At 66.9% G+C, this 25,777-nt stretch carries 26 protein-coding genes; 17 read left to right on the top strand and 9 right to left on the bottom strand.

What is annotated here, in order from left to right:
• Positions 1–12 precede the first annotated feature (12 nt).
• A complete protein-coding gene (locus PX554_RS00465; RefSeq protein WP_275498016.1) occupies positions 13–624 on the bottom strand; it encodes a glutathione S-transferase family protein in 612 nt (203 codons plus the stop codon).
• A gap of 187 nt (positions 625–811) precedes the next feature.
• Positions 812–2,194, bottom strand: coding sequence for a phospholipase D-like domain-containing protein (locus PX554_RS00460; RefSeq protein ID WP_275498014.1), 1,383 nt, complete (start codon positions 2,192–2,194; stop codon positions 812–814).
• Between the two features lie 246 nt (positions 2,195–2,440).
• Here PX554_RS00460 and PX554_RS00455 point away from each other — a divergent pair, with 246 nt between their 5' ends.
• Complete coding sequence (locus PX554_RS00455) at positions 2,441–3,961, top strand: ABC1 kinase family protein (protein WP_275498012.1); 1,521 nt, start codon at positions 2,441–2,443, stop codon at positions 3,959–3,961.
• A gap of 78 nt (positions 3,962–4,039) precedes the next feature.
• The gene (locus PX554_RS00450; RefSeq protein WP_275498010.1) at positions 4,040–4,429 is read left to right on the top strand and encodes a MerC domain-containing protein; all 390 of its coding nucleotides are present in this window, start codon (positions 4,040–4,042) and stop codon (positions 4,427–4,429) included.
• Between the two features lie 98 nt (positions 4,430–4,527).
• Here PX554_RS00450 and PX554_RS00445 read toward each other — a convergent pair whose 3' ends face one another.
• Positions 4,528–4,851 carry a hypothetical protein gene (locus PX554_RS00445; RefSeq protein WP_093222894.1) on the bottom strand — a complete coding sequence of 108 codons (324 nt, stop codon included), beginning with the start codon at positions 4,849–4,851 and terminating at the stop codon, positions 4,528–4,530.
• Between the two features lie 347 nt (positions 4,852–5,198).
• On the opposite strand from PX554_RS00445, the gene PX554_RS00440 reads away from it, so the two are divergent.
• Positions 5,199–5,417, top strand: a complete 219-nt coding sequence (locus tag PX554_RS00440) for a hypothetical protein (protein ID WP_275498007.1) — start codon at positions 5,199–5,201, stop codon at positions 5,415–5,417.
• 21 nt (positions 5,418–5,438) lie between these two features.
• Here the strand turns inward: PX554_RS00440 and PX554_RS00435 are convergent, their stop codons facing one another.
• The 4 genes from PX554_RS00435 to PX554_RS00420 all read right to left on the bottom strand — a co-directional run bounded on the left by PX554_RS00435 (position 5,439) and on the right by PX554_RS00420 (position 9,333).
• Positions 5,439–6,884 (bottom strand): alginate export family protein, encoded by a 1,446-nt coding sequence (locus PX554_RS00435; protein ID WP_275498005.1) that lies wholly within the window; start codon positions 6,882–6,884, stop codon positions 5,439–5,441.
• The gene (map, locus tag PX554_RS00430) at positions 6,853–7,629 is read right to left on the bottom strand and encodes a type I methionyl aminopeptidase (protein WP_275498003.1); all 777 of its coding nucleotides are present in this window, start codon (positions 7,627–7,629) and stop codon (positions 6,853–6,855) included. Before map ends, PX554_RS00435 begins: the two co-directional genes overlap by 32 nt.
• 1 nt (position 7,630) lies before the next feature.
• Positions 7,631–7,837 (bottom strand): ParD-like family protein, encoded by a 207-nt coding sequence (locus PX554_RS00425; RefSeq protein ID WP_275498001.1) that lies wholly within the window; start codon positions 7,835–7,837, stop codon positions 7,631–7,633.
• 65 nt (positions 7,838–7,902) lie between these two features.
• Entirely contained in the window at positions 7,903–9,333 is a 1,431-nt protein-coding gene (locus PX554_RS00420; protein WP_275498000.1) for a lipopolysaccharide biosynthesis protein, read from the bottom strand.
• Between the two features lie 218 nt (positions 9,334–9,551).
• On the opposite strand from PX554_RS00420, the gene PX554_RS00415 reads away from it, so the two are divergent.
• Positions 9,552–10,901: an O-antigen ligase family protein gene (locus tag PX554_RS00415; RefSeq protein ID WP_275497998.1), complete on the top strand. Its 1,350-nt coding sequence runs from the start codon at positions 9,552–9,554 to the stop codon at positions 10,899–10,901.
• Between the two features lie 3 nt (positions 10,902–10,904).
• Here the strand turns inward: PX554_RS00415 and PX554_RS00410 are convergent, their stop codons facing one another.
• Entirely contained in the window at positions 10,905–12,002 is a 1,098-nt protein-coding gene (locus PX554_RS00410; RefSeq protein WP_275497997.1) for an acyltransferase family protein, read from the bottom strand.
• A gap of 489 nt (positions 12,003–12,491) precedes the next feature.
• Here PX554_RS00410 and PX554_RS00405 point away from each other — a divergent pair, with 489 nt between their 5' ends.
• From PX554_RS00405 to PX554_RS00375, 7 genes are all read left to right on the top strand, one after another.
• Positions 12,492–13,028, top strand: coding sequence for a hypothetical protein (locus tag PX554_RS00405; protein WP_275497995.1), 537 nt, complete (start codon positions 12,492–12,494; stop codon positions 13,026–13,028).
• A gap of 101 nt (positions 13,029–13,129) precedes the next feature.
• Positions 13,130–14,020: a peptidyl-prolyl cis-trans isomerase gene (locus tag PX554_RS00400; RefSeq protein ID WP_275497993.1), complete on the top strand. Its 891-nt coding sequence runs from the start codon at positions 13,130–13,132 to the stop codon at positions 14,018–14,020.
• Entirely contained in the window at positions 14,017–14,832 is an 816-nt protein-coding gene (locus PX554_RS00395) for a polysaccharide biosynthesis/export family protein (RefSeq protein WP_275497991.1), read from the top strand. Before PX554_RS00400 ends, PX554_RS00395 begins: the two co-directional genes overlap by 4 nt.
• Positions 14,833–14,847: 15 nt before the next feature.
• A complete protein-coding gene (locus PX554_RS00390) occupies positions 14,848–16,242 on the top strand; it encodes a GNVR domain-containing protein (protein ID WP_275497989.1) in 1,395 nt (464 codons plus the stop codon).
• Complete coding sequence (locus tag PX554_RS00385) at positions 16,239–17,054, top strand: tyrosine-protein kinase family protein (RefSeq protein WP_275497986.1); 816 nt, start codon at positions 16,239–16,241, stop codon at positions 17,052–17,054. The genes PX554_RS00390 and PX554_RS00385 overlap by 4 nt, the downstream gene beginning before the upstream one ends.
• Positions 17,054–17,947, top strand: a complete 894-nt coding sequence (locus PX554_RS00380) for an exosortase/archaeosortase family protein (protein ID WP_275497984.1) — start codon at positions 17,054–17,056, stop codon at positions 17,945–17,947. Before PX554_RS00385 ends, PX554_RS00380 begins: the two co-directional genes overlap by 1 nt.
• Entirely contained in the window at positions 17,944–18,654 is a 711-nt protein-coding gene (locus PX554_RS00375; protein ID WP_275497982.1) for an exosortase C-terminal domain/associated protein EpsI, read from the top strand. The genes PX554_RS00380 and PX554_RS00375 overlap by 4 nt, the downstream gene beginning before the upstream one ends.
• 37 nt (positions 18,655–18,691) lie before the next feature.
• On the opposite strand, the gene PX554_RS00370 is transcribed toward PX554_RS00375, so the two are convergent.
• Positions 18,692–19,003: a hypothetical protein gene (locus PX554_RS00370; protein WP_275497980.1), complete on the bottom strand. Its 312-nt coding sequence runs from the start codon at positions 19,001–19,003 to the stop codon at positions 18,692–18,694.
• A 12-nt stretch (positions 19,004–19,015) separates the two neighbouring features.
• Here PX554_RS00370 and PX554_RS00365 point away from each other — a divergent pair, with 12 nt between their 5' ends.
• From PX554_RS00365 to PX554_RS00340, 6 genes are all read left to right on the top strand, one after another.
• Entirely contained in the window at positions 19,016–20,203 is a 1,188-nt protein-coding gene (locus PX554_RS00365) for a glycosyltransferase (RefSeq protein WP_275497978.1), read from the top strand.
• Positions 20,204–20,273: 70 nt separating this feature from the next.
• Positions 20,274–21,161 (top strand): glycoside hydrolase family 16 protein, encoded by an 888-nt coding sequence (locus tag PX554_RS00360; protein WP_338061550.1) that lies wholly within the window; start codon positions 20,274–20,276, stop codon positions 21,159–21,161.
• 103 nt (positions 21,162–21,264) lie between these two features.
• The gene (locus PX554_RS00355; protein ID WP_275497976.1) at positions 21,265–22,473 is read left to right on the top strand and encodes a glycosyltransferase family 4 protein; all 1,209 of its coding nucleotides are present in this window, start codon (positions 21,265–21,267) and stop codon (positions 22,471–22,473) included.
• Positions 22,470–23,618, top strand: a complete 1,149-nt coding sequence (locus PX554_RS00350) for an acyltransferase family protein (RefSeq protein ID WP_275497974.1) — start codon at positions 22,470–22,472, stop codon at positions 23,616–23,618. Before PX554_RS00355 ends, PX554_RS00350 begins: the two co-directional genes overlap by 4 nt.
• Positions 23,619–23,621: 3 nt before the next feature.
• Complete coding sequence (locus PX554_RS00345; RefSeq protein ID WP_275497972.1) at positions 23,622–24,623, top strand: glycosyltransferase family 2 protein; 1,002 nt, start codon at positions 23,622–23,624, stop codon at positions 24,621–24,623.
• Positions 24,623–25,774: a glycosyltransferase family 4 protein gene (locus PX554_RS00340; protein WP_275497970.1), complete on the top strand. Its 1,152-nt coding sequence runs from the start codon at positions 24,623–24,625 to the stop codon at positions 25,772–25,774. The genes PX554_RS00345 and PX554_RS00340 overlap by 1 nt, the downstream gene beginning before the upstream one ends.
• Positions 25,775–25,777: the final 3 nt, after the last annotated feature.

The raw sequence follows: 25,777 nt of genomic DNA, 5'->3' as shown, positions 1-25,777 counted from the left end.
TCGGCGGCAGGATTATGCCGCCAGGCCGATCGGGGTTTGCATGAAGGGCCGGAAGCTGGGGAGGGCTTCGACCCGACGCAGGAATGCATTCACATTCGGATAGCCCGAGAGATCGACATTGCCCTCCGGCGCACGCGCGACGTAGCTGTAGATCGCGACATCGGCGATCGTCGGCTGCGCGCCGGCCAGCCAGTCGGTGTCTTTCAGATGGGCTTCGAGACGGCCGAGCAGCGTGTGCGCGCGGCCGATCACCTCGTCCGCGTTGAACTTGGCACCGAACACCGTGATGAGCCGCGCCGCTGCGGGGCCGTAGGCGACCTCCCCGGCCGCGACCGACAGCCAACGCTGTCCCGCTGCAGCGGCCTGGGGCTCTTCCGGCAGCCAGTCGGTACGGCCGGTCTTCTTGGCAAGGTAGACGAGGATCGCGTTCGAATCCGCGATCACGACGCCGTCATCCTCGAGGACCGGCACCTGACCGAACGGATTGAGCGCGAGAAATTCCGGACGCTTGTGCGCGCCGGCCGCCATATCGACCTCGACCAAATCGTGGGGAATGCCAAGCAGCGAGGCGAACAGCGCGGCGCGATGCGCGTGACCCGAAAGGGGATGATGATACAGCTTCATGACGATATCCTGCGATAGGGTTCGGGCCAGTCCCGATCCGCAGGGCCATTGTGCGTCTATCGTGATCCGTTGAGAACGATCCGCGACTGCACTTCATTATTCCGGCACATGCAATAATGGCCAGGTGTGTGGCAGGGGACAGGCGCGGCTTTGGCCGGTCAGCGAAACCGGCGGGCAGGCTTCCGCGTCAACCGAAGGGATGACGAAGGCGGCGAAAAAGGCCGCGCTTGGCAGTTAATTCGAACATCTCGGAAGGGCTTTCGGGATCGAGCACCTCATTGTCGGCGAGCCACGCCTCGACCGTGCTGAGATCGGGGACTTCATAAGGCCGAAGCGACCGGCCGTTGCCGCGCAATGCCTCGATCGTGCCGATGAGGGAACCTTGCGCGTCGATCTGTGCCGCGACTCTTTCGACGGGCAGGCCGAGATGCTCCGCGATCAGGCCATCCCGGATCGCGCGAATGGCGTCGGCGCCTTCGTCCCCGGCATTGATGGTCACGTCGCACTCGGTATCCAGACCCATCGAGCGAATGTTCATATTCGCCGATCCGATGCGCAGGGTGCGCCCATCGACGATCATCACCTTCGCATGGACATAGATCGGCGCACCCTTGGCCGTGAATGGGTGGTAGAGCCGCAGACGGGCATGCGCGTCGCGCCGCTTCAGCGCGACCACCAGGCGGGCACGCGCGGTGTCCATCGCCACCGGCTCGAGCCAGCCTTCGGCCTGCTGCGGATTGACGATCACGATCTCCGGGCCGTGCGGTTCCGCCAGCCTCGCGGCGATCGCCTCGGCGATGCGGCGCGACGCGAAATATTGGCTTTCCGCGTATATCGAGACTTTAGCAGAGGCGATCTGCTCCACGAACAGAGTCTCGATCTCGCGGATTCCCGGGCAATCCGGCATCTCGGGAGAGGTTCGCGCGATCCCGACCTCGACGTCCTTGAACCCCACAGGCAGGCCCTCGGGCCAGCAATCCGTGAGCGCATCGACCGGGGTGAGCGCCTCGCCGCTCGCGCGCTCCCAGCGGTCGCGCGCCAGCTCGCCGAGCGCCGCCGCGACCGGCCCCTGCAACGCCGTCGTCGCGTCATGCCAGGGTTTATACTGTTTGCCGTTCGGGACGACCCGGCGAGGCTCGACATCACGATGCCGCCGCGTGTCCCACCGCTCGCTCGTCATGTCGATTCCACCGCAGAAGGCGAGGCAGTCGTCGATCACGACGATCTTCTGGTGGTGCGAGCCGCCGGTCGGGTGGACGCCGTCGAGCTTCGTGTGAATTCGCGGATGCCGCATCCACCGCGCGAGGGTGACGATGTTCGAACCCCGGACGAGCGTCTTGAGCGCACCCACATCCCAGCGCAGCAGGAAGATTTCGAGGTCGGGGTTCCGCTCGACGAGCCAATAGATGAAATCGCCCACCGCGACTGGCTCGTCCGATTCCCCCCTCGTTCCGACCAGGTGGATGCGCGCGTCGAAGTCCCAGCCGATCAACATGATCCGGCGCTTCGCCTGCAGCATCGCGAGCCGCGCATTCTTGAAATACTCGTCGGCATCGATGAGCACGCTCATTCGGGTGGCCTTGGTGACGCGCCAGAATGCCTTGCTGCCCATGCTCACCCGATGTTTCCCAACCCATAAACGAATATTGCGCCTGAGCGCTCAGTGGCGAAGGCGGCTGGCGCAAGCAAGCTCGGTCGCGAAACGACGTGGCGGTCACCGCCGGCCGAGAGGGACCAAGATTGCGCCCATCGCCGATCTTCACAGTTCCGCAAGCGGGTGGATGACCGGGCCGATCTCCCCGTTATAGAGGCCGGCATGATCAAGACGCTGCTCATCGCCGGCCGGGACCATCATCGCCTCGCGGAAATCCTGCATGTCGCCTCGCGCTTCGGGCTTGGCGTGCTGCTGGCGCGGCTCGGGCTCGAACGCCCCGAGGGGGAAGCCAAAGCTGCCGCCGAACCGCAAACGCTTCCCCGGCGGACGCGCCTTGCGCTGGAGGCACTCGGGCCGACCTTCGTCAAGCTCGGCCAGATCCTCGCGACGCGGGGAGACTTGCTGCCGCCCGAGTGGATATCGGAGCTGGAGCAGCTCCACAGCCGCGCGCCCACGCTGCCGTTCGAGGATCTGCGCGCCGCCGTCGAGGATGCATTGGGCGAGCCTCCCGAAACCGCGTTCGCGCGCTTCGATCCCGAGCCGCTCGCAGCCGCGTCGATCGCGCAGGTGCATCGCGCCACGCTACACGACGGTCGGCAGGTGGTGCTCAAGATCCGCCGCCCCGGCATCCGGCCGCGAATGGAGGCCGATCTCAGGCTGATCGCCCAACTCGCCGCCGTCGTAGAAACGGCGAGCGCCGAGGCGCGCCGTTTCGCCCCGGCGGCGATGATACGTCAACTGGCGGAGGCGGTGCTTGAGGAACTCGACTTCACGACGGAGGGGCGCAACGCCGACCGGCTCCGCGCGGATTTCGCGCGCGAGCCGCGCGTGCTAGTCCCGGAAATCCACTGGGCGTGGACGTCCGAAAGCCTGCTCGTCATGGACTATATCGACGGCGTGCCGCCGCGCGACGGCGATACGCTGCGGGCGGCCGGGATCGACCCGGCCGCGATCGCCGCGCTCGGCGCCGATATCGTCCTCGACATGGTGCTGGTGAACGGCCGCTTCCACGGCGACCCGCATCCCGGCAACCTGCTGTGCCTGCCCGGCGATCGCATCGCGCTCCTCGATCTCGGCATGATCGGACACGTCTCGCCACGCAGGCGGGAGGAATTCATCAGCTTCGTTCAGGCGCTGAACGAAGCCGATCCCGCGCAACTGGCCGACGTGCTCGCGACGTGGTCGGCCGGAAGCGGCGTGCCGCGCGAGCGTGCGCAGCGGGCGGCGGAACGCTTGATCGCGCGCCACGGCGGGGGCCGGATCGTGCTCAGCGCGATGGTCGGCGATTTCCTGCCACTGATGCGCGAGGAGGGCATGACGATGCCGCCGGACCTGCTGCTCATCTTCAAGGCTTTGGTCACGGTCGATGGCGTGCTCTCCAGGATCGAACCCGATTTCGATCTGTCGGCGGCGATGCAGCGCTCGTCGCTGCGGATCGCCAGGGCGCGGCTCTCGCCTGAATATTGGGCGCCGACCTTGCGCGCACTGGCGTGGGAACTGAGCAAGGTCAGCGACGACACGCCCCGCCTTTTGCGTGCGGCGATCCGCCGCCTCGAGGCCGATCCCGTGAACGGCGCCACCTCGACGGAGCAGGCCGAGGCGATGCTGTCGGCGGCCCGCTGGATCGCGGGTGCCATCGTCGTCGGAGCGGCGCTGCTGTCGGGCGCGCTGCTGCTTTCTTGAGCGGGCTGGACGGGAGCCGCAAAATCCTTGCGATGATATGTTGTAACTTCGGACCGGCCATGCCACATGCGTCCGGCAATGAGCGCTCACGTCCATCATCCGGCGATCCACTGGATCGAGTCGCGCTTCGACGGCCTCGCGATCGGCCTGTCGGGGCTATGCGTGATCCACTGTGTCGCCAGTTCCGTTCTGGTCGCGCTCGCGGCGTCGGCGGGCGGGCTGTTGCTCAACCCGATCTTCCACGAGGTCGGCCTGTCGATCGCGATCCTGCTCGGCGTGATCGCGCTGGGGCGTGGTGCGGTGACGCACGGCTATATGCTGCCCGCCGCGGTTGGGTCGTTCGGGCTGGGGATGATGGCCGGCGCGATGTCGCTGCCGCATGATGGCGGCGGCGAGACGATCTGGACGTTGGCCGGCGTCGCGGTGCTCGCGCTCGGGCATGATCTCAACCGGCGCGCCGCGAATTAGAAAGTCGCTCGGTCAGGAGCGCGCATTGGCGTACTGCCGATCGGCATGAAGAAAGGGTGCCGGGCCGCTCCCGCGCCGGCACCCATTGCTCGCTTGGCTTACTTGTCGTCCTTCACGCCGACGGTCGGCACGTCGATCGAGGTCTTCTTGGTCTCGACCTTGGGCACCGTCACCGTCTGCTTGCTGGTGCCGACCACGACTTCCTTCGAATGCACGTCGACATCCGGCAGGTCGCCGCCCTTGGCGCTGACATTGACCTTCGGCAGCGCGCCACCCTTCACGTCCGCGCTCCAGAAGCCGGTCGCGAACAGTACGCCGATGACGATCAGGATCGCCAGGATGATGCCACCGACGACCATGCCGGTGTTGCTGCGCTTCTCCACATAGGTGGTGGTGCCGTCTGCATTGCGATACTCGGTCATCGTAACTCTCCCTCGTTGAAGAGGCAAAAACACCGGGCTTTCTCGAATGTTCCACGCGTGCAACGGTGCCGATCTGATACGTTTCGCGGAAAAACACCGATGATGCCGGATCGCGGAAAATTACCATGCCCGAAATGAGCTGCCTTTATGCGTGGCTCTGCTTGAGATGTACGGCCAAACGCACGTGCGTTGACCGAGTAAGCCGATTTTCATTTGCGCGCGATAGGTCGCGCGTTCGAGATCGACTGCAACATCCGGCACCCGCGTCCCATGAACGAAACGTCACGGAACATCCTGAGACTGTCGTTGGTATTCGCAGGCGAGGCATCTTGTTTAAGGAAACCGCCATGCGCTTCGTATCGCTGATCGCGCTGCCCCTTCTCGTGGCGTCCGCTTCGCCGGCGCTGGCCAAGGGCTGTATCCGTGGCGCGGCGGCCGGCGGCGTCGCCGGGCATTACGTCGGCAAGGGCCATGCCGTGATGGGCGCGGTCGCCGGTTGCGTTGCCGCGCACCATTATTACGCCAAACAGGCGCGCGCGCAAAAGGCGGCGCGGGCGCACCAGTAACCCGTCGGGTCGGCCGATCGCCTAGAAGGACGCGCTCAGGTTGATCGCGCCATAGGTGGTCGTTCCGCCCGGCGGCGCGTTGGATGCCGCCTGGAGGAAGCGCCCCTTGGTGAGCAACACCCCGTCAAGCTCCAAGCGGAGTTTGGCGGGGCGTAGCCACCAACGGAAACGGCTGTCGATCTGATGTCCGGCGAACCCGCCCGATCGCCCGCTCGCGTCGCGCACCCCCGTCGTCGAGAAAGCGTCGGTTCGCTCGGCCAGCCATAATGCATGATAGGTGACGAACGCGTCCCAGCGGCTCGACGGTGCGATCTCGATGCGCGCGCCGGGCGTCGAGATGTTGGCCCGCCCGACCGCATTGTAGAGACCAGCCGGCGCCAGATCGGCACGGCGCATGCCGTACAACGTGTCGAACCGCCCGTAGCGTCCGCCCGCGCGGTCGCCGCTGGCACGATCATATTGCAGCGATACCCGCGTGTTGAGCGGGTCGCGCAAGCTGTAGCCGGCGGACGCGTGGACGAACCAGGCCGAGACCGGCAGGCGTGCCGCCGCCGGCGCGAGCGAGGCGCTGATCGAGCCTGACTGGTAGAAGGCTTCGACTTCCCCGTCGGCTTTGCCCTTCGCGGGATCACGAAAAACGCGGCCGCCATAGGTGTCGAGCGAGCGGTCGCGCGTCGGGCGGGCAGGCTCGTCGCGTTCGCCAAGATGGTAGAAGCTCGCCTCGATTGTGGCGGGGCCGAGCGCACGCGCCTTGGCCGCGGTGCCGCCCCAGAGCACCAGATCGAAGCCTTCGTGGTCGAAGGCGACGGCGTTCGCGCGCAAGGCCTCGGCATCGTCGGGCCGGCGCTGCTGCGGAAGAACGTAGATGGCGGTCGCGGTGATGCCGCTGGCGGTCGCGAGGTCGGCGCGCAGCCCGGTATAGCCGTTGGTGGTGTTGCGATACTCGTCGGCCGCGACCAGCCGGCGCGAGCCGATGTTGAGCGTGAACCGGCCGGCCTGCGCGCTCAGCTTGGTCGAACCGATCGTGGCGCGCGCGCCGACCCACGCCTGCACGAGCTCGAACGCGTTGACCTCGCCCGTCGTCACCGGCGTGGCGGCATCCTCGCCATAGACGCGGCTGTCCCACAGTTCCGCGCCGATCGTGAACGGCCCCGTCTGGTACTTGGCGAGCAGGGTGGTGCGCAGGTTGACGAGATCGTCGTCGCGCCCGAAGCCCGCGCGTGGCTGATTGGCGATCGCCTCGTAGCGCAGCCGCATCGTGCCGGAGAGGTCGAGCCCCTCACGATCCTGCGCGACCGCCGGCGTCGCGATCAGCGCGACCGCCGCGAACGTCCATTTTCCCGCTATCGCCATCGCACCTGCCCCCGATCCGGCGGCATTCGCATGGCCGACGCGGCGGGTCGATGGAGATTTGCTTTCGGCGGCGTGATCGCCGTTACGCGTGCCCCCGGATGGGCGTTTCGTCACGGCGCAGCGTCAGAACCTCGACCCCGTCGCGGGTGACCGCGACCGTGTGTTCGAATTGCGCGGACAGCTTGCGATCGTCGGTGACGACGGTCCAGCCGTCGTCCTCGGTCGACACCTTGCGCGTGCCCTGGTTGACCATCGGCTCGATCGTGAAGACCATGCCTTCGCGGAGCTTGAGGCCGGTGCCGGGCCTGCCGAACGCGAGCACCTGCGGCGCCTCGTGCATTTCGCGGCCGATGCCGTGCCCGCAATATTCGCGGACGATCGTATAGCCGTGCTTCTTGGCGTGCCGCTCGATCGCGAAGCCTATGTCGCCCAGATAGCCGCCGGGCCGCACCGCGCGAATGCCCTGCCACATTGCCTCCTGCGCGACCCGGACCAGCCGCCGGGCGGCGGGGGGCGGATCGCCGACGAGGTAGGTCTTGCTCGAATCGGCGATGAAGCCGTTCTTTTCGAGCGTGATGTCGAGATTGATGATGTCGCCGTCGCGGATGATCTCGTCCGGGTCGGGGACGCCGTGGCAGACGACGTGGTTGATCGAGCAGTTCAGGACGTATTTGAAGCCATATTGCCCCTTGCTCGCGGGCCGCGCGGCAAGATCGACGGTGATGAAGCGATCGACCATGTCGTTGACCTGCATCGTCGACAGTCCGGCGAGGGTCTGGCCGTCGAGCATCTCGAACACCGAGGCGAGCAGCTTGCCCGAGATGCGCATCAGCGCGAGTTCGTCGGGGGTCTTGACCATGTCAGGCGGTGGTCGCGCCGGGGAGGCGCACATGCGCGGCGGCGATCCGCGCCTGGACGATGTCGTTGAAGGACAGGCTGGGGTTGGCCTCGGCCAACATGCCGATCTTCATCCAGAATTCGGCCTGCGCGTTGATCGAGCGGCACATCACGGCGCTGGCGCGGCGCGCCTCCTCATGCAGATCGTCGGCGATTTTCACGATGCCCATGCGCGCGCTCCCAATATACGAACCGTATATGGTTCGTATCGTCTTAGGTCAACGCTCCCGCGCTCTCAGCGTCCGAGTGCCTTCAGAACCGTGCGGACATTGCCGGGTGCCAGGATCAGCAGGATCACCGCGCAGACGAGCGCGCCGCTGCCCAGCCGTGCCGCGAGCGCTGGCAGGTGGAATGGGGTGATCGGCAGCAGTTCGCTCGCCGCCAGCGCGTAGCCCGCCACTAGCGCGCAGGCGAGCGCGAGCCGGGGCAAATCGTGGCCGGTGCGCTCGACGCGCCGGGTCGCGGCGACGCAGCCGATCAAAATCGTCGCGGACACCGCCGCCGCCACCCATGCCGCCGCGATCGCGCCGAAATGCGGGATCAGCGCGATGTCGGCGGCCACGCCGAGCAGCGAGGGCGGCGTGGTCATCCAGCTCGCGAGGCCCGGGCGTTTGTGGAACATCAGTTCCTTGGTGAATTGCAACTGGATGCCGTCGAGCATCACCGCCAGCACCAGCGCGGGCGTCATGTGCGCGGCGCCAGCATAGCGCGGCGGGCCGAGGAAGCGGATCAGCTCGGGCGTGAGCGCCATCACGCCTATCGACAGCGTCGCCAGCACCGCGACGATCGCCATGTCCATCGCCGCGATCAAGGGCAGCGCGGCGTCGCCCTGCCGGCGTTTTTCGTAGAAGAACGGCAGATAGGCGGCGTTGAACGCGCCCATCAGCACCGACAGCGGCGCCATGCCGCTCGCGCTCAGCTGGTAGAGGCCAAGGTCGGTCATCGACACCGAGCGGCCGATGATGACGCGATCCGCCATGCGGCGTAGCCATGTCGACAGCGCCACCGGCAGCGTCTTGACGCCATAGCCGAGGTTCTCGCGCATCTGCCGCCACGGCAGCGGACCCGCGGTGCGGTTACGGCGCAGGAAGCGCGCGCCCGCCGCGACCGCGACGATCCCCGCACCGATCGCATAGCCGTAGAACGCGCCGGCCGCGCCCCACCCGGCCAATACGAGCGCGACGCTGGCGAGCGCCTGCAACAGCGCCTGCAGGAGCTGGATCTGGACGAATGCCTTGGCGCGACGCTCGGCGCGCGCGTTGGCGAGGTTGAACGCCACCACCGCCTGCAGCGACGATCCCGCCAGCAGCAGCGGCACGAATGGCAGCGCCGGGATGGCGCCGCCGCTGATCCACGGCCAGACCGCGATCAGCGGCCCGATCAGCAGCAGCGCGGTGCCGACCGCCACCACGATCCGCAGCACGAAGCCGACGACGAGGAAGCGGCGGATTTCATCCGGGTCGTGATGGTCGTAATACAGCCGCGTCGTCGCCGCATCGAGCCCGAGGCCGGACACGATCAGCAGCACGTTGAGCACCGTCATGCAGAAGCCCCACGCGCCGAACTCGCCGGTGCTCCATAGCCGTGTGTAGAGCGGCACGAGCAAGAGCGGGAACAGCCGGTTGATCACCGTGCCGAGCAGATAGGCGCCCGTGTTCGTCACCATCCGGCTCGCGCCGAGTCGGCGAATCAGACTGCCTGCCACTGAACCCCCGCTGTCCGCCGAACCGATCGGCGGCCTCGCCGCGATAGCCGAGTGGTGCGCCAAGGTCACGCGGGCGCGTCATGCCGACTGGAATGCTCCGTTATGGCGCGGATGGCTTGTTTCGAACGGCTGCCGCCGCGCATGCCGGGCGAGGTCGGAAGTGGGGGCATCAGGAGCGCGTGAGCAGGGTCTTCAGCCACCGGCACCGCGCGCCGCTCCGGCGCGGTCGCGCGCGGGCGCAGATGCGGCCACGCGCGCTCGATCGTGGGAGCGTCGCTCATCCACTTGCGGCGCGGGCCGTGTTCGCGGCGCTGGCGCTTCTCGTCCTCTCCTTGTGCTACAAGATCGCCGCGCTGGGTGTGGTCGTGATGCTGGCGCTCGGCCTCGCGATCTGGACCTGCCGCGAGAGCTTCCGCCGCTTCGACGGCGTCTTCGTGCTGGCGCTCGCCTATATCGCCGATGCGACGGTGACGAGTTTCATGGTGTCCTTTCCGGCGGGCGTGGCGCGGACGGTGCAGTTCGGGATCATCGTGGTCGCGCTGGTCGGACTGTACGCCTATGCGCAGTCCGCAACGCGCGCCGACGCGGAGTTCCTGCTCAAAGGCATGGGGGCGCTGTGCGCGCTCGTCACCGCGCATCTGGTGATCTGGCACGTGCTGCATCACCATCTCGTCACCTGGAAATATCTGTCCGACACCAAGCTCGTCCTGTCGCTGGCGCTGATGCCGCTGTTCGGGCTGGAGGACTGGATCAAGGCCAAGGGGCGCCATCTCTTCCCCGCGCTGTTGGTGGTCGCCTTCGCGATCGTGCTGCTGAGCGGGGAGCGCAAGGCGCTGATCCTGTTCTGCGCGCTGTTCGCGCTGTGCCGATTTTCGCTCGGGGCGAAGCTCGGCCTCGCTGCCATGATCGGCGCCGTCGCCAGCCTGGCGCTGTTGCTCGACGATGGTCATATCCACCGCGAACTCACCAGTGCCTCGCACGATTATTCGCACACGCCGACGCGCTACTTCTTCACCGTACAGAGCATCTACGATCAGAGCGACATCGTCCGCGAGTTCGTCAACCGCAACGCCTGGACCCTGTTCGTGCATCATCCCGCGTTCGGGGTGGGGGCGACCGGCTATTGGGCGTGGGCGGCCGCGACCTATGGCCCGACCGGGTTCGCGATGAACGTCCACGGCGAGGTCCACCGCATCCCCGCCGAGGGCGGCGTGTTCGGGATCGCGCTCGTCGCGGGTTTCTTCGGCCTCGCATTGTGGCGGGCGGTACGGCATCTGGTGAACAGTGGCGGGTTCGCGGCGGCGTCGCTCGACCGGATGCCGCTTTATGGCATCATCCTGCTGCTCAGCTATTGCTATGCCGAGGCGGTCGATACCGCGATGCTGTTGCTGATCGGCGGGGTCGGGGTGGTCGTTGGGGCGCTACCGGTGCCGGCGGGCAGCTTGCGCGCGCGTGTCGCCCGGATCGCCGGGCCCGGTTCCGGCGCGCGCACGCAGGCCCTGTCCGGCAGCTTGCGCGCCCGATCCTGACTGTCACCGCGGCGCGAAGATCCAGCCGCCGATCGGGCTGCGCATCATCCACCGGGCGACGAGGAACGATAGCAGAAGAGTCGCGGCGTATGTGACCGCGAGCAGCGATATCGTCGCGGCCAGCGTATGATCCTGCCCGGCCACACGCACCAGCGCATAGCCTATCACGCCGTGGATCAGGTAGATCTGGAGCGAGTAGCGCCCCAACGCGTCGAGCCACGGTGAACGAAGGCGCGCGCCGCCGCGATACAAGGCGAGCGAGGCGGCGATCATGACGGTATCGGTGACGATCAGGCCGCCGGGATGTCCGGCATCGTAAACCTTGAAGTCCGACAGGTTGATCCAGAATTTATCGATGAAGCACAGGCCGATCATCGTGACGAATGCCGCACCCGCCGCCCAGACGGGAACCGCCTCGGCCCATCCCGACTTCGCCAAAGCGGCGGCGATCAGGCACGGGAACAGCATGTAGCAGACGATCGGCAGTCCCCACGGCAGCATCGCGGCGGCCGCCGCATCGAGATAGCCGACCATCACGTGCAGGGCGGCGGCGGTGAGCAGCGCGGCGATCAACCCCGCACGGGTGGCACGTTCGAGCAACGGCCGGATCGTCGCCAGGACGATGAAGACTGGCAGGAACCAGAACATTTCGAACCCGGTCGCGCGATCCAGCGCGGCGCTGTTCGCCAGGCCGAGCGCGGCCGCATAGCGCATGAACGCATCACCGACGGATCGCGGCGCTTCGGCAACCCCGGACAAAGCGAACAGCGCGGCATAGGCCGTCACGAACACGCAGAACGGACGGTAATATGCCTTCAGCGGAAACAGCCAATCCACCCGGCGACCGCTATCTGCCCGGCGCAGGAAAGGGATGAGCAGAAACGCCTCGACGTGAAAATTGTAGAGAAGCCGATAGGCTCCGTAGAAATGCGATTCGAACAGGCGATTGTGTCCGAGCACGATCAATGCGATCAGAACGCCACGCCAGGCATGGGCGCCCGCGACCGTCTTTGCGCGCCCGGCACCGATCACCAGCGACGCGGTTTCCGGTGCGATCGCGATCGGAGGCACGGAGCCGTGACCGACCTGCCTATATGACACTATGCCCTCCGTCGTTTTGGACACATCGCACCGGCCGCTCCAGCGCTGAAGCGAGCCGCCGCGCCTCGTTCAGCGGCGGTTGAAGTCGAGTTACCGCCTCGATCGGATATCACGACGCAGATGAAGGAGGACGCGGTATGCTCATGTGTCGTCCGCAAATGTCGGCGTCGGAAAACACCCTGCTTCGATGGATTTCTGTCGTCCTAAGGCGACAGTCAACACGATAGCGAACGTCAGTTACAAGTTAAACCGTAGAGAATAGAAACAAGAACGCGATACATCCATTATGGATAATTCACCTTAGCATTCCCTATTTTAAAGCACATGATCCGGATCGGACGTATAATGTGTGATATCGTGCCGATGCGGTTTGATGACTCGGCCTTCCGTACGTATAAATACGGCGCTTGATAGTGCCGATTGCGAACCACGTAATCAAAGCACGGATCATTCGCTTGGCTCTCGGGCCCATTTTGGAGGAGGGATTTCATGGGGGTAGGTTTTGGCAAAAAAATCGCTGTTCTGGCGGGGGCTTCGGCCATTTTCCTCGCCGGTCCCGCGATGGCGAACACCATCAACCTGGGGACGCTTACGAACAATGTCGGGACCGGCACCGGCGGTTTCATCGGCAGCGCCAGCAACCCGAGCGATCACATCACCTTCACGCTTGCCCCGGCCGGCAAGCCGTGGGACGTTGGCGGCAGTGGCAATGTCAGCCCGCCGGTCACGATCGGGTCGGTCACGATCGGCCTCACCACGCTCAGCGCCAAGTTCTATTCGGTCGTGGGCAACGTGTTCCTCGGCGAATTGATCGCCGGTGAGACCAAGACCTTCACGAACCTGGTCGCGGGCAGTTACTACGTCGATGTCACCGGCACGTCGGTGAACGGGCTGGGGGGGAGCTACAGTCTGAACCTCCTCCCGGCGGCGGCGCCTGGGCCGGCCGGCTTCCTGTTCGTCGGCGGTGCGGCCGCGTTGATGGCGTCGCGTCGTCGCCGTCAGAAAGCCAAGCTCGCGCTTGCCTGAAGTCGCGGATCGGTGCGGCCATCCATGTGGCCGCACCGATTTCGTCGAGCGGGAGCGGGGGCCGCCGGGGGCACGGCGGTATCATCTATGCGGGGAAATTGATGTTCGAGGATGGCATCGTGTGCCGGATCGCCCGGCGCTTTCACGTTATCAAGGTCGCTACGGTGCTGGGTGCCGCCGCGGGGCTTGCCGGTTGCGGTACGCCGAAGACCCCCGATCAGCTCATCGCCAAAGGTGACAAGTTCGAGGTCACGCTTGGGGAGTATGACCAATTCCTGCGGCAGATGCCGCCGGTAACGAAGGAGGCGGTCGCGCCGATGCGGCGGATGCTGCTCCAGCAACTCGTCAATGAGAAATTGCTCGCGGAAGCGGCGATATCGGCGAAAATGGAGGACGATCCCGCCAACAGCCAGGCGATCGCCGCAGCGAAAAGAGCGATCCTCGCGCAAGCCTATATCCGTAATCTGACCGGCAAGCTGCCGAAGGCCGAGCCGCGCGAGATCGAGGCTTATTACAACGCGCACCCCGCGTTGTTTTCCAACCGCCGCCGGTTCATCGTCGAGGAATATGTCCTCAAGAGCGACATGCCGGACATCCGCAGCTATGTGGACGCACTCACCAATGGTGACTTCAACACGCTCGCGGCGGTGGTTTCAAACAAGATTCCCTTCTTGCAGCCGACCACCGTGGCCCGGTTCACCGACGAACTTCCCGACAATCGCGACATGCTCGATACGCTGACGGTCGGGTCCAGTATCGTCTATCAATCGCCGGGCCAGCTTCACCTCGGCCGAATTCAGTCGGTCACCCTCGAGCCGGTCCCGCTGGAGGCGGCGACCGGCAAGATCGAGCGCAGCCTCGCGGACGATCGGGTCGAGCAGATCGCGCAAGCCGCGGTGAAGACGTTGCGCAAATCGCGCAATGTCGAGATTCTCAACGCCAATCTGAAGCAGGCGGTCGCCGAGATCCCGCCCAAGGGCCCCCGGTCGTGAGGCGGCTCGCCTGCGCGCTCGCGCTCTCCGCGTCGGCCGTTTCGCCCCTCGCGCAGGCGCAGACCGCCACGTCTGGCTCGGCGGCCGCGGTGAGCGTCGCCAACGATGCCGCCTATCTGGTCGGCGCGGGCGATGTGCTGGCGGTGACGGTGTACCGCGCCCCGGACTACAACAGCGTGGTCGAAGTCGCCGAGGATGGCACGATCGTTTTGAACGCGGTCGGCCGGGTGCAAGCGGCGGGAATGACGCCGGCCCAGGTCGGCAATGAGATCACGCGGCGGCTGCAAACCGGCGGGATCTTCCGTGATCCGCTCGTCAACGTCATGGTGCAGACCTATCGCAGTCGCACCGTTTCGGTGCTGGGGGCGGTAGGAAAGCCTGGCGAATATCCGCTCGACCGTGGCGGGATGACCACCACCGAAATCCTCGCGCGCGCCGGCGCCACGCTCGGCGTCGGCGGCGGCACGGTACGGGTGGTGCGGCGGGACGGAACGCAGCAGGATCTGCCCGCCGACCAGTTGCTTGCGGGTACCGCCAATCCGACGCTGCAACCGCATGACACGCTGATCGTCACCGAAAGCGCGACCTTCTACATTTCGGGCGAGGTGCAGCGGCCCGGCAACTTCCCGCTCGAACCGGGGCTGACGATGGAGCGCGCGATCGCGCTCGCCGGCGGCATCACGCAGCGCGGCGCGCGTAGCCGGCTCAAGGTGACGCGGCACGAAGGCACCGCCGACGCGATCATCCGTGCCAAACCGCAAGACCCGGTAAAGCCGCGCGACCTCATCCTGGTCGGCGCGCGTCTGTTCTAGGCAGGGGGCGAGAGCGTGACTCCCAGACATATTGGCAGGGTTCTGTTCGAGAAGTGGCGGATCGTCGCCGCATGCGTCGCGGTATCGCTCGCGTTCGCGGTGCTGAGCCTGGTAATGACGCGCCCGATCTACAAATCGACCGCGACGGTGGTGGCGGGGGTGCGCGCGCCCGAGACGATCGGGCCGCAATCGGTCGCAGAGCAGCTTTCGGCCGATTATCTGCTGACGCAGGAGGACATCCTCAAGAGCGATCGTGTCGCGCGCCAGGTCGTCACCGACACCGGGCTGGCGACCATGCCCGATGCGGCACGTCAGTTCGGTTGGAAACCCAAGGACGGGGCGCTGCCCGATTTCCTCGCGCGCCGGCTGCGGGCCTCGCTGATGATCGATTCGAGCGCGGTCAATTCCCGGGTGATGGAGATCAGCTTTCTCAGCGGCGACCCGCGCTTCGCCGCGACGATGGCCAACGCCTTCGCGGCGGCGTTCATCGACGTCAACATCCAGCTACAGGCCGATCCGGCGCGGCGGACGGTCGCGTCTTATACTCGGCAGCTCAACGACATGAGCCGCACGCTGCACGGGATGCAGGCGCAACTCGCCGCCAAGGAACGCGCGCTCAATCTCGTTGCCGGTAAGGGCGAGGCCGATCCCGACAGCGCCCGGCTCAATGCCTTGTCGACGCAACTCGCCGCCGCCCAGGCGCAGAGCGTCGCGGCCTCGTCGCACGCCGGGGGCGCGGCGCTGCCCGACACGATGGCGAGCGGGGTGGTGATGGGCCTGCAAACCGAGATCGCGCGGCTGGAGGCGCAACGCAGCCAGCTCAGCGCGACCGCCGGGCCCAACAATCCCGATTATCGTCAGCTCGTCGCGCAGATCACCGCGATGCGCGGCCAGCTCGCCGGGCAGGAGGCGCTGATCCGCAAGACGGCTGCGGCGAGCGCGGCACAGGCGCGAACGGTGCAGGCCGGGCTGAGCGGCGCGGTGGCGGCGCAGCGCGACCGCGTCACCAAGGTCCGCGCGGCGCAAAACGAAGTGTCGATATTGCAGCAGGATATCGCCAATCAACAGGCATCCTACGATCAGATCGCGCAGCGTCGCGCGCAATTGCAGGTTCTCGACGCCACCGCGCAGACCAACATCTCGATTCTGTCCCCGGCGACGCCCAGCGAGAAGCCGGTGCTGCCGCGGCGGTTCGTGACGATGGCGTTCGGTCTCGCCTTCGGCTTGGCCGCGGGGACGGTGCTCGTGATCGGCATCGCTTTCTTCGACCGCCGCATCCGCTTCAGTGGCGAGATGGAGACCTGGCTCGGCATTCCCGATCTCGGCACCATTCGCATCAGCCCGCCGCGACCGCTCCGCCTGCCGCGAATGGTAGCCGGCCTGTTGCCGAACATGAGGGTCGAGGAATGAAGTACAACAGCCGCGAATGGGATGAACTGTCGGTGCGGATCGCCGATCTGCTCGTCGCGGAGGCTCGGGTTGGCGATACCTTGCCCGAGGAAGCGGCAAGGTTGTCGCGGGATCGTACCTTCTTGTTCCGGCGCGCCGCCGCGATGCTCGGCGATGCTTCGGCCGCGGCCGGCACCGTGCAGAGCGTCTGGCCGCCCGCGGCCGGACCAGGCTTCGCCGACGATCTGTTCGCGCTCAAAAGCCCGCATTCGCCCCGCGTCGCTGAACTGCGTCGTGTCGCGCAGACCCTCGCGATGCGCTGGTTTCTGGCCGAGCCAAAGCATAAGGCGCTGTCGATCATCAGTGCCGACCGGCGCGAGGGCCGGACCGCCGTCGCCAGCAACCTCGCTTGCATCTTCGCGCAATCGGGGGTCCGCACGTTGCTGATCGACGCGGATCTGCATAACCCCGCGATCCACACGAAGTTCAGCATCGCGGATGCCCCCCCGGGGGCGACCCATCGGCCCGTGCGTGGCGTCGAGAATCTGTGGGTGACACCGGCTGCGACGCTGACCGCGTTGCGCCACGATCATTTCATGCAGTCCGCGCTGCAATCGTTGATCGCGACGATGCGCGAGGAGTTCGAAGTGATCTTCGTCGATACGCCCGCGGCCGCGACCTCGAACGACTATCAGGTCGCCGCGCTCGCGACGACGGGTGCGCTGTGCGTGACGCGCGCCGGCGTCACCCGCGCCCGCCGCTCGTCGCGGATGCTCGATTTGTGCGAAGACGCCGGCATCGTGATCGTCGGCGGCGTGATGTTGCGGCCATGATGACGGCCGCGACCGCCACGCCGGGACCGGCCCATGTGCGCGAGCGTGCGGCGGGCGCGCCCGTGCATCGAACCGAGGGTGTCGCGCTGGCGCTGATCCTGTTCGGTCTGGTCGCGCTCTACGTGCCCGTGCTGGTCGAATATGGCGCGCTGTTGCTGTGGAGCGAGGAGGACAATCACAGCGGGTTGCTGCTCGCGCTGGTGCTGTTCGCGTATTGGCGCGATCGGCGCGCCTTCACCTGGTCGGCGACGCGGCGCGAACGGGTGGTCGGCGCGTCTGGGGTCTTCGTTGCCCTGATTCTCTACTTCATCGGCCGCGTCACCGATTCGGTGCAACTCCAGGGCGTGTCGCTGCCGATCGTGATGACCAGCCTCGCGCTCGCGACCGGCGGAACGGCGCTCGCGCGGCGCTGGTTGCTGCTCGCCGCGCTGCTGATCTTCATCGTGCCGTGGTTCGGCCCGATCGCGGATGCGCTGCTGGTGCCGCTGCGGCTGGCGCTGACGCATTCGGCGGCACGGCTCGCCGCCGCGCTGGGCTTCCCGGTGACGACCTCCGGCGTGCTCATCTATGTCGGCTTCGTCCGGCTCAACGTCGCGGGCGCCTGCGTCGGGTTGCGTGCGATGGTGTCGATGACCGCGATCGGCTTTCTTTTCCTGCATTTCTTCCCGGCACGGTCGCGCGGTGCCGCACTGCTGTTCGTGGTGTTGATGCCGGTGATCGCCCTGTCGGCGAATTTCATCCGGATCTTTGCGTTGATCGTCACCGCCGCGCTGTTCGGCGTATCGGGCGAAGCGATCGTCCATGATGTCGCCGCCTATGTCGAGGTGGGTGTGGTGTTGACGGCCTTCATGCTGCTCGGCCGCGCCTTGGGCCCGGTGGAGGCGCGGGCATGATCCAGCGCCGCGACGTGCTCGGCGCGGCGTTGTTCGCGGGTCTCGCAGGTGCCACGTCGGTCGGGGCGATCGGCTTTCGGCGCGCGCAACGCGCGGTGCCGCCGGGGGGGGACGTGGTGCTCACGGCGTTGCCGCCGCAACTCGGCGCGTGGCGGCTGCAGCCCTCCCGCGCGGACATGGTCGATCCCATCGAACTCGACGCCGCCTTCGCGGCGGCGCTGGACATGTACGATCGCATCGTCGAGCGCGACTATGTCGCACCGGCGCTGCCGCGCATCATGCTCAGCATCGTCTACAAGCGCGAGCTTCGGCAGGAGGACCGGTTTCACTGGCCCGAATTCTGTTACGCCACCCAGGGCTTCAAGGTCCGCCGCCTCGCGCCTCTTGCGCTGCCGGATGGGCCGGTGGTGACACGGTTCCTCGGCGATCGCTTCGGGCGCAACGAGCTGGTCGGGTATTTCATGCGGATCGGTGATGCGCTGCCGGCGGGGTCGCTGGCGGTGCGTGCGGCCTTGTTCCGTCAAAGCCTGGCGCTGCGCCTGCCCGATGGGGTGATGGTGCGTGCCTCGTTCCTGACCGACGAGCTCGACACCGATGATCCGGCCGCGGCGGACGCCGTGCTCGCGAGCTTCTTCGAGAAACTGCTCGCCGACGCGGGGCGCCCATTGTTGAAGATGCTCATCGGTGACGCGCTCCGATCGGCGTGAGCGGCTGCGCGATGTTAGGCGGATGATGCGGACCAGGTTAAGCCCCGGATTTCGGAATCATATCCCGCACCTTCAAGGGAGTTTCATATAAATCCGAAACGGACACGTCATATACGTAAGTATAGATCATAATATTGACGCGATAGCGCGCCGCGCATAGAAATGATGCCACGATCACCGTGGGGATGATCGTAAAAATCTCGATGAAGTAAGGGTGGTTTGCGTAAGTCTCCGCGGTGAGATTGCGGATGATGGTGCGCGGGATTTGGGGAAATCCGTCATGATGCAGCGGGCGCGGGAGAATGTCGCAAGATCGATGCGCTTCGAGCAGCCGCTCGTTATCGCGCATGTCCAGACCCGAATGAACCGGTTGGGCGGTGCCGAGGAGAACACCTGGGCGTCGTGCGTCCATCAGGCGCAATCCGGCCACATCGTGCATCTGTTTTGCGGGCGCTCGTCGGATGTCGAGGAATATACCGCGCGCGGCACTCCGGTCCGGGTGCATCTCGTCGAAGAGATGGTCCGTGAGGTGTCCGCGAAGAGCGACATCGCCGCCTACCGTCGCCTGTCGGCGCTATTCGAGGAAATCCAGGCCGATGTCGTACATACCCATACCAGCAAGGCGGGGATCGTCGGTCGCTTCGCCGCGAGCAACGCCAAGGTGCCGGCGGTCATTCACGGGGTCCACATCTTGCCGTTCAGCAATGTCGGTCTCGCGGAAAAGGTGATCTACCTCGCGGCGGAACATATCGCTGCCCCGCTGACCGACCATTTCATCCACGTCAGCCACGGCACGCGCGATGCCTATGCGCTTGCCCGGCTCGGCGGAAATCGGCTGCACTCGGTGGTCCGCTCGGGCATGGATATCGACCGTTACCAGAATGCCCCATGGCCCGACGACTGGCGCGATCTGATCGGCGTCGGACCCGACGCCGCCAAGCCACGCACGATCCTGATGATGGCGGTGCTGGAAGCGCGTAAGCGGCAGGCCGAGTTCATCACCGGTTTCGCGGAGGTGACGCGGCCAGGCGAGGATATCCGGTTGCTGATCGCCGGAGATGGGCCCGAGCGCGAGACGCTCGCGGCGCTGGTCGAGCGGCTCGATGTCGGCGACCGGGTGAAACTGCTCGGGCATCGATCGGACCCCGAGCGGCTCGTCGCGCTCGCCGACATCTGTGCGCTCGCGTCGCTTCGAGAGGGCCTGCCGCGCACGATCGTGCAAAGCCTGGCCGGCGGCAAGCCCGCGGTGGTCAGCCCGCTGCGGGGCATCGAGGAGATCATCGAGAGCGGCGTCAACGGCATCGTGGTGCGGCGTACCGACGCGCAATCGGTCGCGTACGAGGCGGTGGGTCTGTTGCGGGACGACGTGCGGCTCGCGCGGATGACGCATGCGGCATCCTGCGCCCCGGTCGAGGACTGGAAGTTCGCGGCGATGTTCGCGCAGCTCGACCAGGCATATCGCGAGACGCTGGCGTTGCCGCGCGTCGCGGAGCGGCTGGCCGCGCGCGACGCCGCGCGGGGGGAGCAAGTGGTTTACCGCTGGGCGTGAGGCAGCGCACCGAAGCGGAGGTTCAGGAGAGGGTGCCGATTGGCAAAGGCCACGGTGACGGGGGTTACAGGTGATGACGGCATTGGAGATGCGGAGGCTGAGCGGCCGGGCGGGATCATCGCTTGCCGCGCTGTTGTTCGCGCCGGTACTCGTCCTGTTGCCGGGCGTCGCTCACGCCGACAATGGCTGGAGTGAGGCCCAGCGCGGCAGCCCGCTTGTTTTGGGCACGTCGAAGCTGGCGTTCGAAGACCTTTTCAACACCCCGCACACGTTGAACGGCCCGATCCTCTGGGCCAAGCAACATGCCGACGTGGGGCTGGAGACGTTCGATCCGGCGGGCGCCGCCGCATACAGCATCGCCGGCGGCGTGCTCAAGCTGCGCGCCTATCAGGCTGCGGACGGCATCCACAGCGGCAACGTGCAATCGACCAACGCCAACCAAGCCTATCAGGGCGCGCAGATCGTGCCCGGACGCAACGGTTTCACCTGTGTCGGCTGCTATTTCGAAGTGCGCGCGCAGTTCCCCAACGCACGCGGTACCTGGGGCGCCTTCTGGCTGCTGACGCCGGACGACCCACGCCGCCGCGGCCATCTCGAAGTCGATGCGATCGAATATTTCGGCGCGGGCGACAAGCGCGGCCATCATCACTCGATACACCGTTGGGGTCCGCAAGAGCCGGGCGGGCATGCCAAACGATCCGATTACACCGGCATGGATGCGATCGCCGACTTCGGCTGGCATCTTTACGGTGTCGATCTGCGCGGGATCGCCGAGATCGACGGAAAGCCGGCGCTGGTCGTGTACATGGACCGCAAGGAAGTCGCGCGCATCGCGGCCGATGCCGACTTCTTCACGCGTCCTTTCTATTTCAACATGACGCTGTCCATCAATCCTCAGGATAGTGTGCGGACATTGCCGCAGACGGTCTCCTTCGATGACCTGCGGGTCTACAAATAGTGATGAATCCTGGTTTCGTCTGTGGGGGCGGCGATGCGCGCGAGATACGACGGCAGCGAAGGCGGCGCGGCGCGCGCTCCCTCGCACGCGACCGGCGGGTATGATGGCTGAGCGATCGTTGATCCTCGCGGTGGCGACCTATTTCCCCGACAGCTACGGCGGTGCGGAGCGGCAGGCGCGCATCCTCGCCGAAGCGCTGGGGCGCAAGGGCGTGACGGTGACATTGGTCGCGCCGACGCGCTCGCGAGACGTGCGGCTCGAGGAGCGGACCGACTTCGGACGGATCGTGCGCAAACGCGTGCGCGCCTGGCCCAACCTCGGTGGCCGCAACATTCTGTCTTTCCTGGCGTGGAGCCTATGGGTGCCGTGGCGGCTGCGCGGCCCGGAGTGGCGCGGCGTTCCCGTCTATGTCTTCCATGCGCGGCTGCACGCGCTGGGGCCGGCGCTGGCGGCATGGTGGAATGCCGCGCCGCTGCTGGTGAAGCTCGGCGGCGGCGGCGACGCGTCCGAGTTCGCCGCGTTGCGCGGCAAGAAGTTTCTGTACGGGCGGCTGGTCGAGTGGTTGCTGCGCGGCCGGGTCGATATGTTCGTCGCGAACAGCAGCCAGATCGCGAACGAACTGCGCGAGGCGCGGGTCGCACCGGCACGGATCGCCGAGTTTCCGAATGGCGTCGCCTTGCCGCCGCTCGACGATCTGCACCTCGCGCTCGCGCAGCGCGACGGGCGCGGTTTCATCTATGCCGCGCGGCTTCACCCCGACAAGAATGTCGATGTGCTGTACGAAGCCGCGATGGCGCTGGCGGCGGCGGGAATCGACTTCCGCTTGCGGCTCGTCGGGGACGGGCCGGAGCGGGACCGGCTCGCGCCGCTCGCATCCGCGGGATCCCCGGTGACGTTCGCGGGCTTCGTCGCCGATGTCTATCCCGAGTTGCAGGCGAGCGACTTCTTCGTCTGCGCGTCGCGGCGTGAAGGCCAGTCGAACGCGCTGCTGGAAGCGATGTCGGCGGGGGTCATCCCGATCGTGTTCCGGGCGAGCGGCGTGGCGGAGGTCGTGTCGCATGGGCATAATGGCGTCATCGTCGATGAGGCGACGCCGGCCGCTTTCGCCGGGGCAATGCGCCGCGCCCTCGCACTCAGCCCGGCGGCGCGGCGTCGCATGTCGCTCGCCGCGCGGGACTTCGCACAGGACAATATTGGTATCGACGCGATTGCCGAACGCACGCTGGCGGCGATCGCCAGCGTGCGACATGGCCCGTCGGCGGCAATGTCACGGTCGGCGCGCGGCCTGTTGATCGGGGAGGGCGGGGCATGAGGTTCCGCGCGCTCGATTCGTGGCGCGGGCTGGCGGCGCTGCTCGTGCTGTTATTCCATTTGTCCGCCAATGGCGCGTTTTACGCGTTTCCGCCGATCCGGCATGGGGGGCTGTCGGTGCCGTTCTTCTTCGTGCTGTCGGGCTTCGTCATCACCCACGCTTACGGCGCCCGGCTCGCCGGTGGCGGGGAGGCGCGGCGGTTCGTCGTGCGGCGGATCGGGCGGCTTTACCCGTTGCACGTCGTGACGCTCGGCGCGCTGGTGGCGCTCGAACTGGTCAAATGGGCGATGGTGAAAGCGGGGGTGCCGAGCGGCCAGCCGCCGTTCGTCGGCGCGAACGGGATCGGTTCGCTGGTCGCCAATGTACTCTTGCTGCAAGCGATCATCCCGCTTCGCGACTATAGCTGGAACGGGCCGAGCTGGTCGATCAGCGTCGAATTCTACACCTGCCTGGTGTTCGGCGCGGTTGCCGTGGCATGTCGCGGCCGGACGATCGTGCCCGCCGTACTGCTGGTCGCGACGGGGGGCGCCGCGCTGGTCGCACTCGAACTCTATCGCCCGGATTGGCCCGAGACGCAGTTCAAAGGGCTGGCGAGCTGTATCTGCGGCTTCTTCACCGGGCATCTCGTGTACCGGATCTTTCACAGCCTGCGCGGCGCGCGGTTGCCTCATGCGACGATGTGGGAGGTCGGCGCGGTCGGCCTGGTCGTCGGACTATACTGGTTCGCGCCGGTCGATGGCTTCTCGTCGATCCTGATCTTCGCGCTGGTCGTGCTGGTGTTCGCGTTCGATGGCGGCGCGGTGTCACGTGTGTTGGCGGGGCGGCCTTGGGCGTTGCTCGGGAAGCTCTCCTATTCGATCTACCTGCTGCATTTCGTGCTCTTCTCGGCGCTCGGCGGGGTGGTGCGGGCGGCGCAGAGTCTGCTTCACGTGCCGCTGTATCGCGGCGTCGGCGGCGCCACGCTGATCGACTTCGGCCCGCCGGGGACGATGGACCTGCTGGCGCTGGTCTGTGCCGCGATGGTGATCGGACTAGCGGTGTTGAGCCACCGCTGGATCGAATTGCCTGGACAGCGGTTGTTCGAGCGGTTCGCCCAGCCCAACCCGACCACGCCGGTGCGACCGGTAGAAGCGCCGGTCGCCTGAGCGATGGCAGTATCCCCGCCAGATCCCCGGCCCACGCCGGAGCAGGCCGCGCCGCCGCGCGTGGCGGTCATCATGACGTGTTATAATGAGGGGCCGTATATCGGCGCGGCGGTGCGCAGCGTGCTCGACCAGAGCCGCGCCGCGTGGATCGACGCGATCGTGATCGCCGACGACGGATCGGACGGCGAGACGCTGGCGGTGTTGCGCGACATCGAGACGTGGGACGTGCGAATCCGGGTGCTATATGGGCCGGGCGGTGTCGGCCTGCCGGGGCAACGGCGCAAGGCGATCGCCGAAACCGATGCGCCGGTGCTGGCGATACTCGACGGCGACGATCTGTGGACGCCCGATAAGCTCGAACGACAATGGCCGGTGCTCGCGGAGGACACGGCGATCGGGCTGGTCTATGCCGATTTCTGCGTGTTTCCCAACCAGAACCTGGCCGCCGCCCGGCGCGCGGGGGTGCTCGACATCACGCATGACGCGCGGCTGTCGCGCCGCTATTTCCTCAACGATCCGCCGATCATCCCGTCGACCACGCTGCTGCGCCGCGCCGCCTATGACGCGGCCGGCGGGTTCGATGCGGCGGTGCGGGTGTTCGAGGATACCGATTTCTACCTGCGGCTCGCCCGCGTCACGCGGTTCGCCCTGGTCGAAGCGCCGCTCCTCTACAAGCGCCAGCGCGGCAGCAGCATCACCGGGGGCCGCGCCGATCTGATGGCGCATCACGCATTCGTCGCCTTGAAGGCGGCGGCCGACGAGCCGGCGCTGCTGCCGCTCGTGCCGCGCCGGCTGGCCGAGCGGGCGCGCAAGCTCGGCAACCAGCGTTTCCTCCTCAACGACCGCGCCGGGGCGGTGCGGCTGTTACGGCTGGCGGTGCGGCTCGATCCGCTCAACCGCCGCGCGTGGCAGTCGTTGCTCGCCGCGACGCTGTTTCCGGCGCTGGCGCTTCGGCTGCTCGGCAGCGGTGGGCGCGCGCGGCAAGCCGCGCTGGGGGTGTCGTGATGTTGCAGCGGCCGGCGCGAACCGTCGCCATCATCACCTGCGAATATCCGCCGTTCGCGGGCGGGATCGGCACCTATTCGGCGGAGCTGGCGCGCGCGCTCGCGAGCGCCGGTTGCCGGGTCGTCGTCGTCGCGCCCGCCTATGACGCCGGCGCGGCGGCGCTCCCAGCCGACGTCGAGCATCATTTCATCCTTCGCCACCACGCCGTTCCGCCGCGCGCGGTACGGGCGCTGCCGGCGATCCTGCGCGGCCTGCCCGCCGGTGCGATCGTCCTCGCCGCCGATATCCGAAGCCTGTTGCTGGTGCGGATGCTGCAACCGCTGCACCGCCGCCGCTACCGCGTGATGGTTCACGGCAGCGAGGCGAGCAAGGTCCGCAAGGGCGGCGTGATCTTCGCGGCGGCGCGCAACGCCTATCTCGCCGCCGAGCTGGTCGCCTACAATTCGCGGGCGACGCGCGACATCTTCCGCGCGCAGCTCGGCCGCCCACGGCGCGAGGCGATCACCTATCTGGGCGTGGGCCGCGAGTGGTTCGATCCACCGACAAGCGGTGCGTTCGACGATGCGGCGCTCGCCGCGCTGCCGCACGGGGCGCCGCTGTTTTGCAGCGTCGGGCGGCTGGAGCCGCGCAAGGGCCATGTCGAGACGCTGGCCGCGCTTGCGCTCGCGCGCGACCGGCACGGCATGGCCGATCCGGTGTATGTCGTGATCGGCCGCGCCGAGGATGACGGCTATGCGCGCACGATCCGCGCCGCCGCGAGCGATGTGGGGGTGCGGATCGCGATGCCGGGGCGGCTCTCGATCGACGATATCAAGCGCATCTATCGCCGTGCGGCGGCGCATCTGCTGTTCGCACGCGCGTTGCCGGGCAAGATCGAGGGCTTCGGCCTCGTCCTGCTCGAAGCGGCGGCGCAGGGCTGTCCCTCGGTCGCCGCCGCGACCGGCGGTATTCCCGAGGTGCTGGGGGATACGGGATCGCTCGTCGCCGAGGGGGATATCGAGGGCTTCGCCGCGACGATCGCGGCCTATGCGGGCGATGCGGCGTTGCGCGCTGATCGTGGCGCGGCCGCGCGAGGGCGGGCGAGCGGCTTCACCTGGGCGAAGTGCGCGCGGGACAGCTTTCCGGAACTGCTCGGCGGGGTTTCCGCATGATCG

Origin of the sequence: Sphingomonas pollutisoli, from assembly GCF_029167165.1 — a bacterium.
GTDB classification, from domain to species: Bacteria; Pseudomonadota; Alphaproteobacteria; order Sphingomonadales; family Sphingomonadaceae; genus Sphingomonas; species Sphingomonas pollutisoli.
This window is presented reverse-complemented; position numbering and strand designations above follow the sequence as displayed.

What these genes read in the sequence shown, in the direction of transcription:
- PX554_RS00465 (WP_275498016.1), bottom strand. Translation starts at nt 624, where the DNA reads ATGAAGCTGTATCATCATCCCCTTTCGGGTCACGCGCATCGCGCCGCG.
- PX554_RS00445 (WP_093222894.1), bottom strand. Translation starts at nt 4,851, where the DNA reads ATGACCGAGTATCGCAATGCAGACGGCACCACCACCTATGTGGAGAAG.
- PX554_RS00450 (WP_275498010.1), top strand. Translation starts at nt 4,040, where the DNA reads ATGAGCGCTCACGTCCATCATCCGGCGATCCACTGGATCGAGTCGCGC.
- PX554_RS00440 (WP_275498007.1), top strand. Translation starts at nt 5,199, where the DNA reads ATGCGCTTCGTATCGCTGATCGCGCTGCCCCTTCTCGTGGCGTCCGCT.
- PX554_RS00345 (WP_275497972.1), top strand. Translation starts at nt 23,622, where the DNA reads ATGGCAGTATCCCCGCCAGATCCCCGGCCCACGCCGGAGCAGGCCGCG.
- map (WP_275498003.1), bottom strand. Translation starts at nt 7,629, where the DNA reads ATGGTCAAGACCCCCGACGAACTCGCGCTGATGCGCATCTCGGGCAAG.
- PX554_RS00365 (WP_275497978.1), top strand. Translation starts at nt 19,016, where the DNA reads ATGAACCGGTTGGGCGGTGCCGAGGAGAACACCTGGGCGTCGTGCGTC.
- PX554_RS00340 (WP_275497970.1), top strand. Translation starts at nt 24,623, where the DNA reads ATGTTGCAGCGGCCGGCGCGAACCGTCGCCATCATCACCTGCGAATAT.
- PX554_RS00425 (WP_275498001.1), bottom strand. Translation starts at nt 7,837, where the DNA reads ATGGGCATCGTGAAAATCGCCGACGATCTGCATGAGGAGGCGCGCCGC.
- PX554_RS00420 (WP_275498000.1), bottom strand. Translation starts at nt 9,333, where the DNA reads ATGGTGACGAACACGGGCGCCTATCTGCTCGGCACGGTGATCAACCGG.
- PX554_RS00460 (WP_275498014.1), bottom strand. Translation starts at nt 2,194, where the DNA reads ATGAGCGTGCTCATCGATGCCGACGAGTATTTCAAGAATGCGCGGCTC.
- PX554_RS00350 (WP_275497974.1), top strand. Translation starts at nt 22,470, where the DNA reads ATGAGGTTCCGCGCGCTCGATTCGTGGCGCGGGCTGGCGGCGCTGCTC.
- PX554_RS00455 (WP_275498012.1), top strand. Translation starts at nt 2,441, where the DNA reads ATGATCAAGACGCTGCTCATCGCCGGCCGGGACCATCATCGCCTCGCG.
- PX554_RS00355 (WP_275497976.1), top strand. Translation starts at nt 21,265, where the DNA reads ATGGCTGAGCGATCGTTGATCCTCGCGGTGGCGACCTATTTCCCCGAC.
- PX554_RS00400 (WP_275497993.1), top strand. Translation starts at nt 13,130, where the DNA reads ATGTTCGAGGATGGCATCGTGTGCCGGATCGCCCGGCGCTTTCACGTT.
- PX554_RS00370 (WP_275497980.1), bottom strand. Translation starts at nt 19,003, where the DNA reads ATGCGCGATAACGAGCGGCTGCTCGAAGCGCATCGATCTTGCGACATT.
- PX554_RS00375 (WP_275497982.1), top strand. Translation starts at nt 17,944, where the DNA reads ATGATCCAGCGCCGCGACGTGCTCGGCGCGGCGTTGTTCGCGGGTCTC.
- PX554_RS00380 (WP_275497984.1), top strand. Translation starts at nt 17,054, where the DNA reads ATGACGGCCGCGACCGCCACGCCGGGACCGGCCCATGTGCGCGAGCGT.
- PX554_RS00385 (WP_275497986.1), top strand. Translation starts at nt 16,239, where the DNA reads ATGAAGTACAACAGCCGCGAATGGGATGAACTGTCGGTGCGGATCGCC.
- PX554_RS00405 (WP_275497995.1), top strand. Translation starts at nt 12,492, where the DNA reads ATGGGGGTAGGTTTTGGCAAAAAAATCGCTGTTCTGGCGGGGGCTTCG.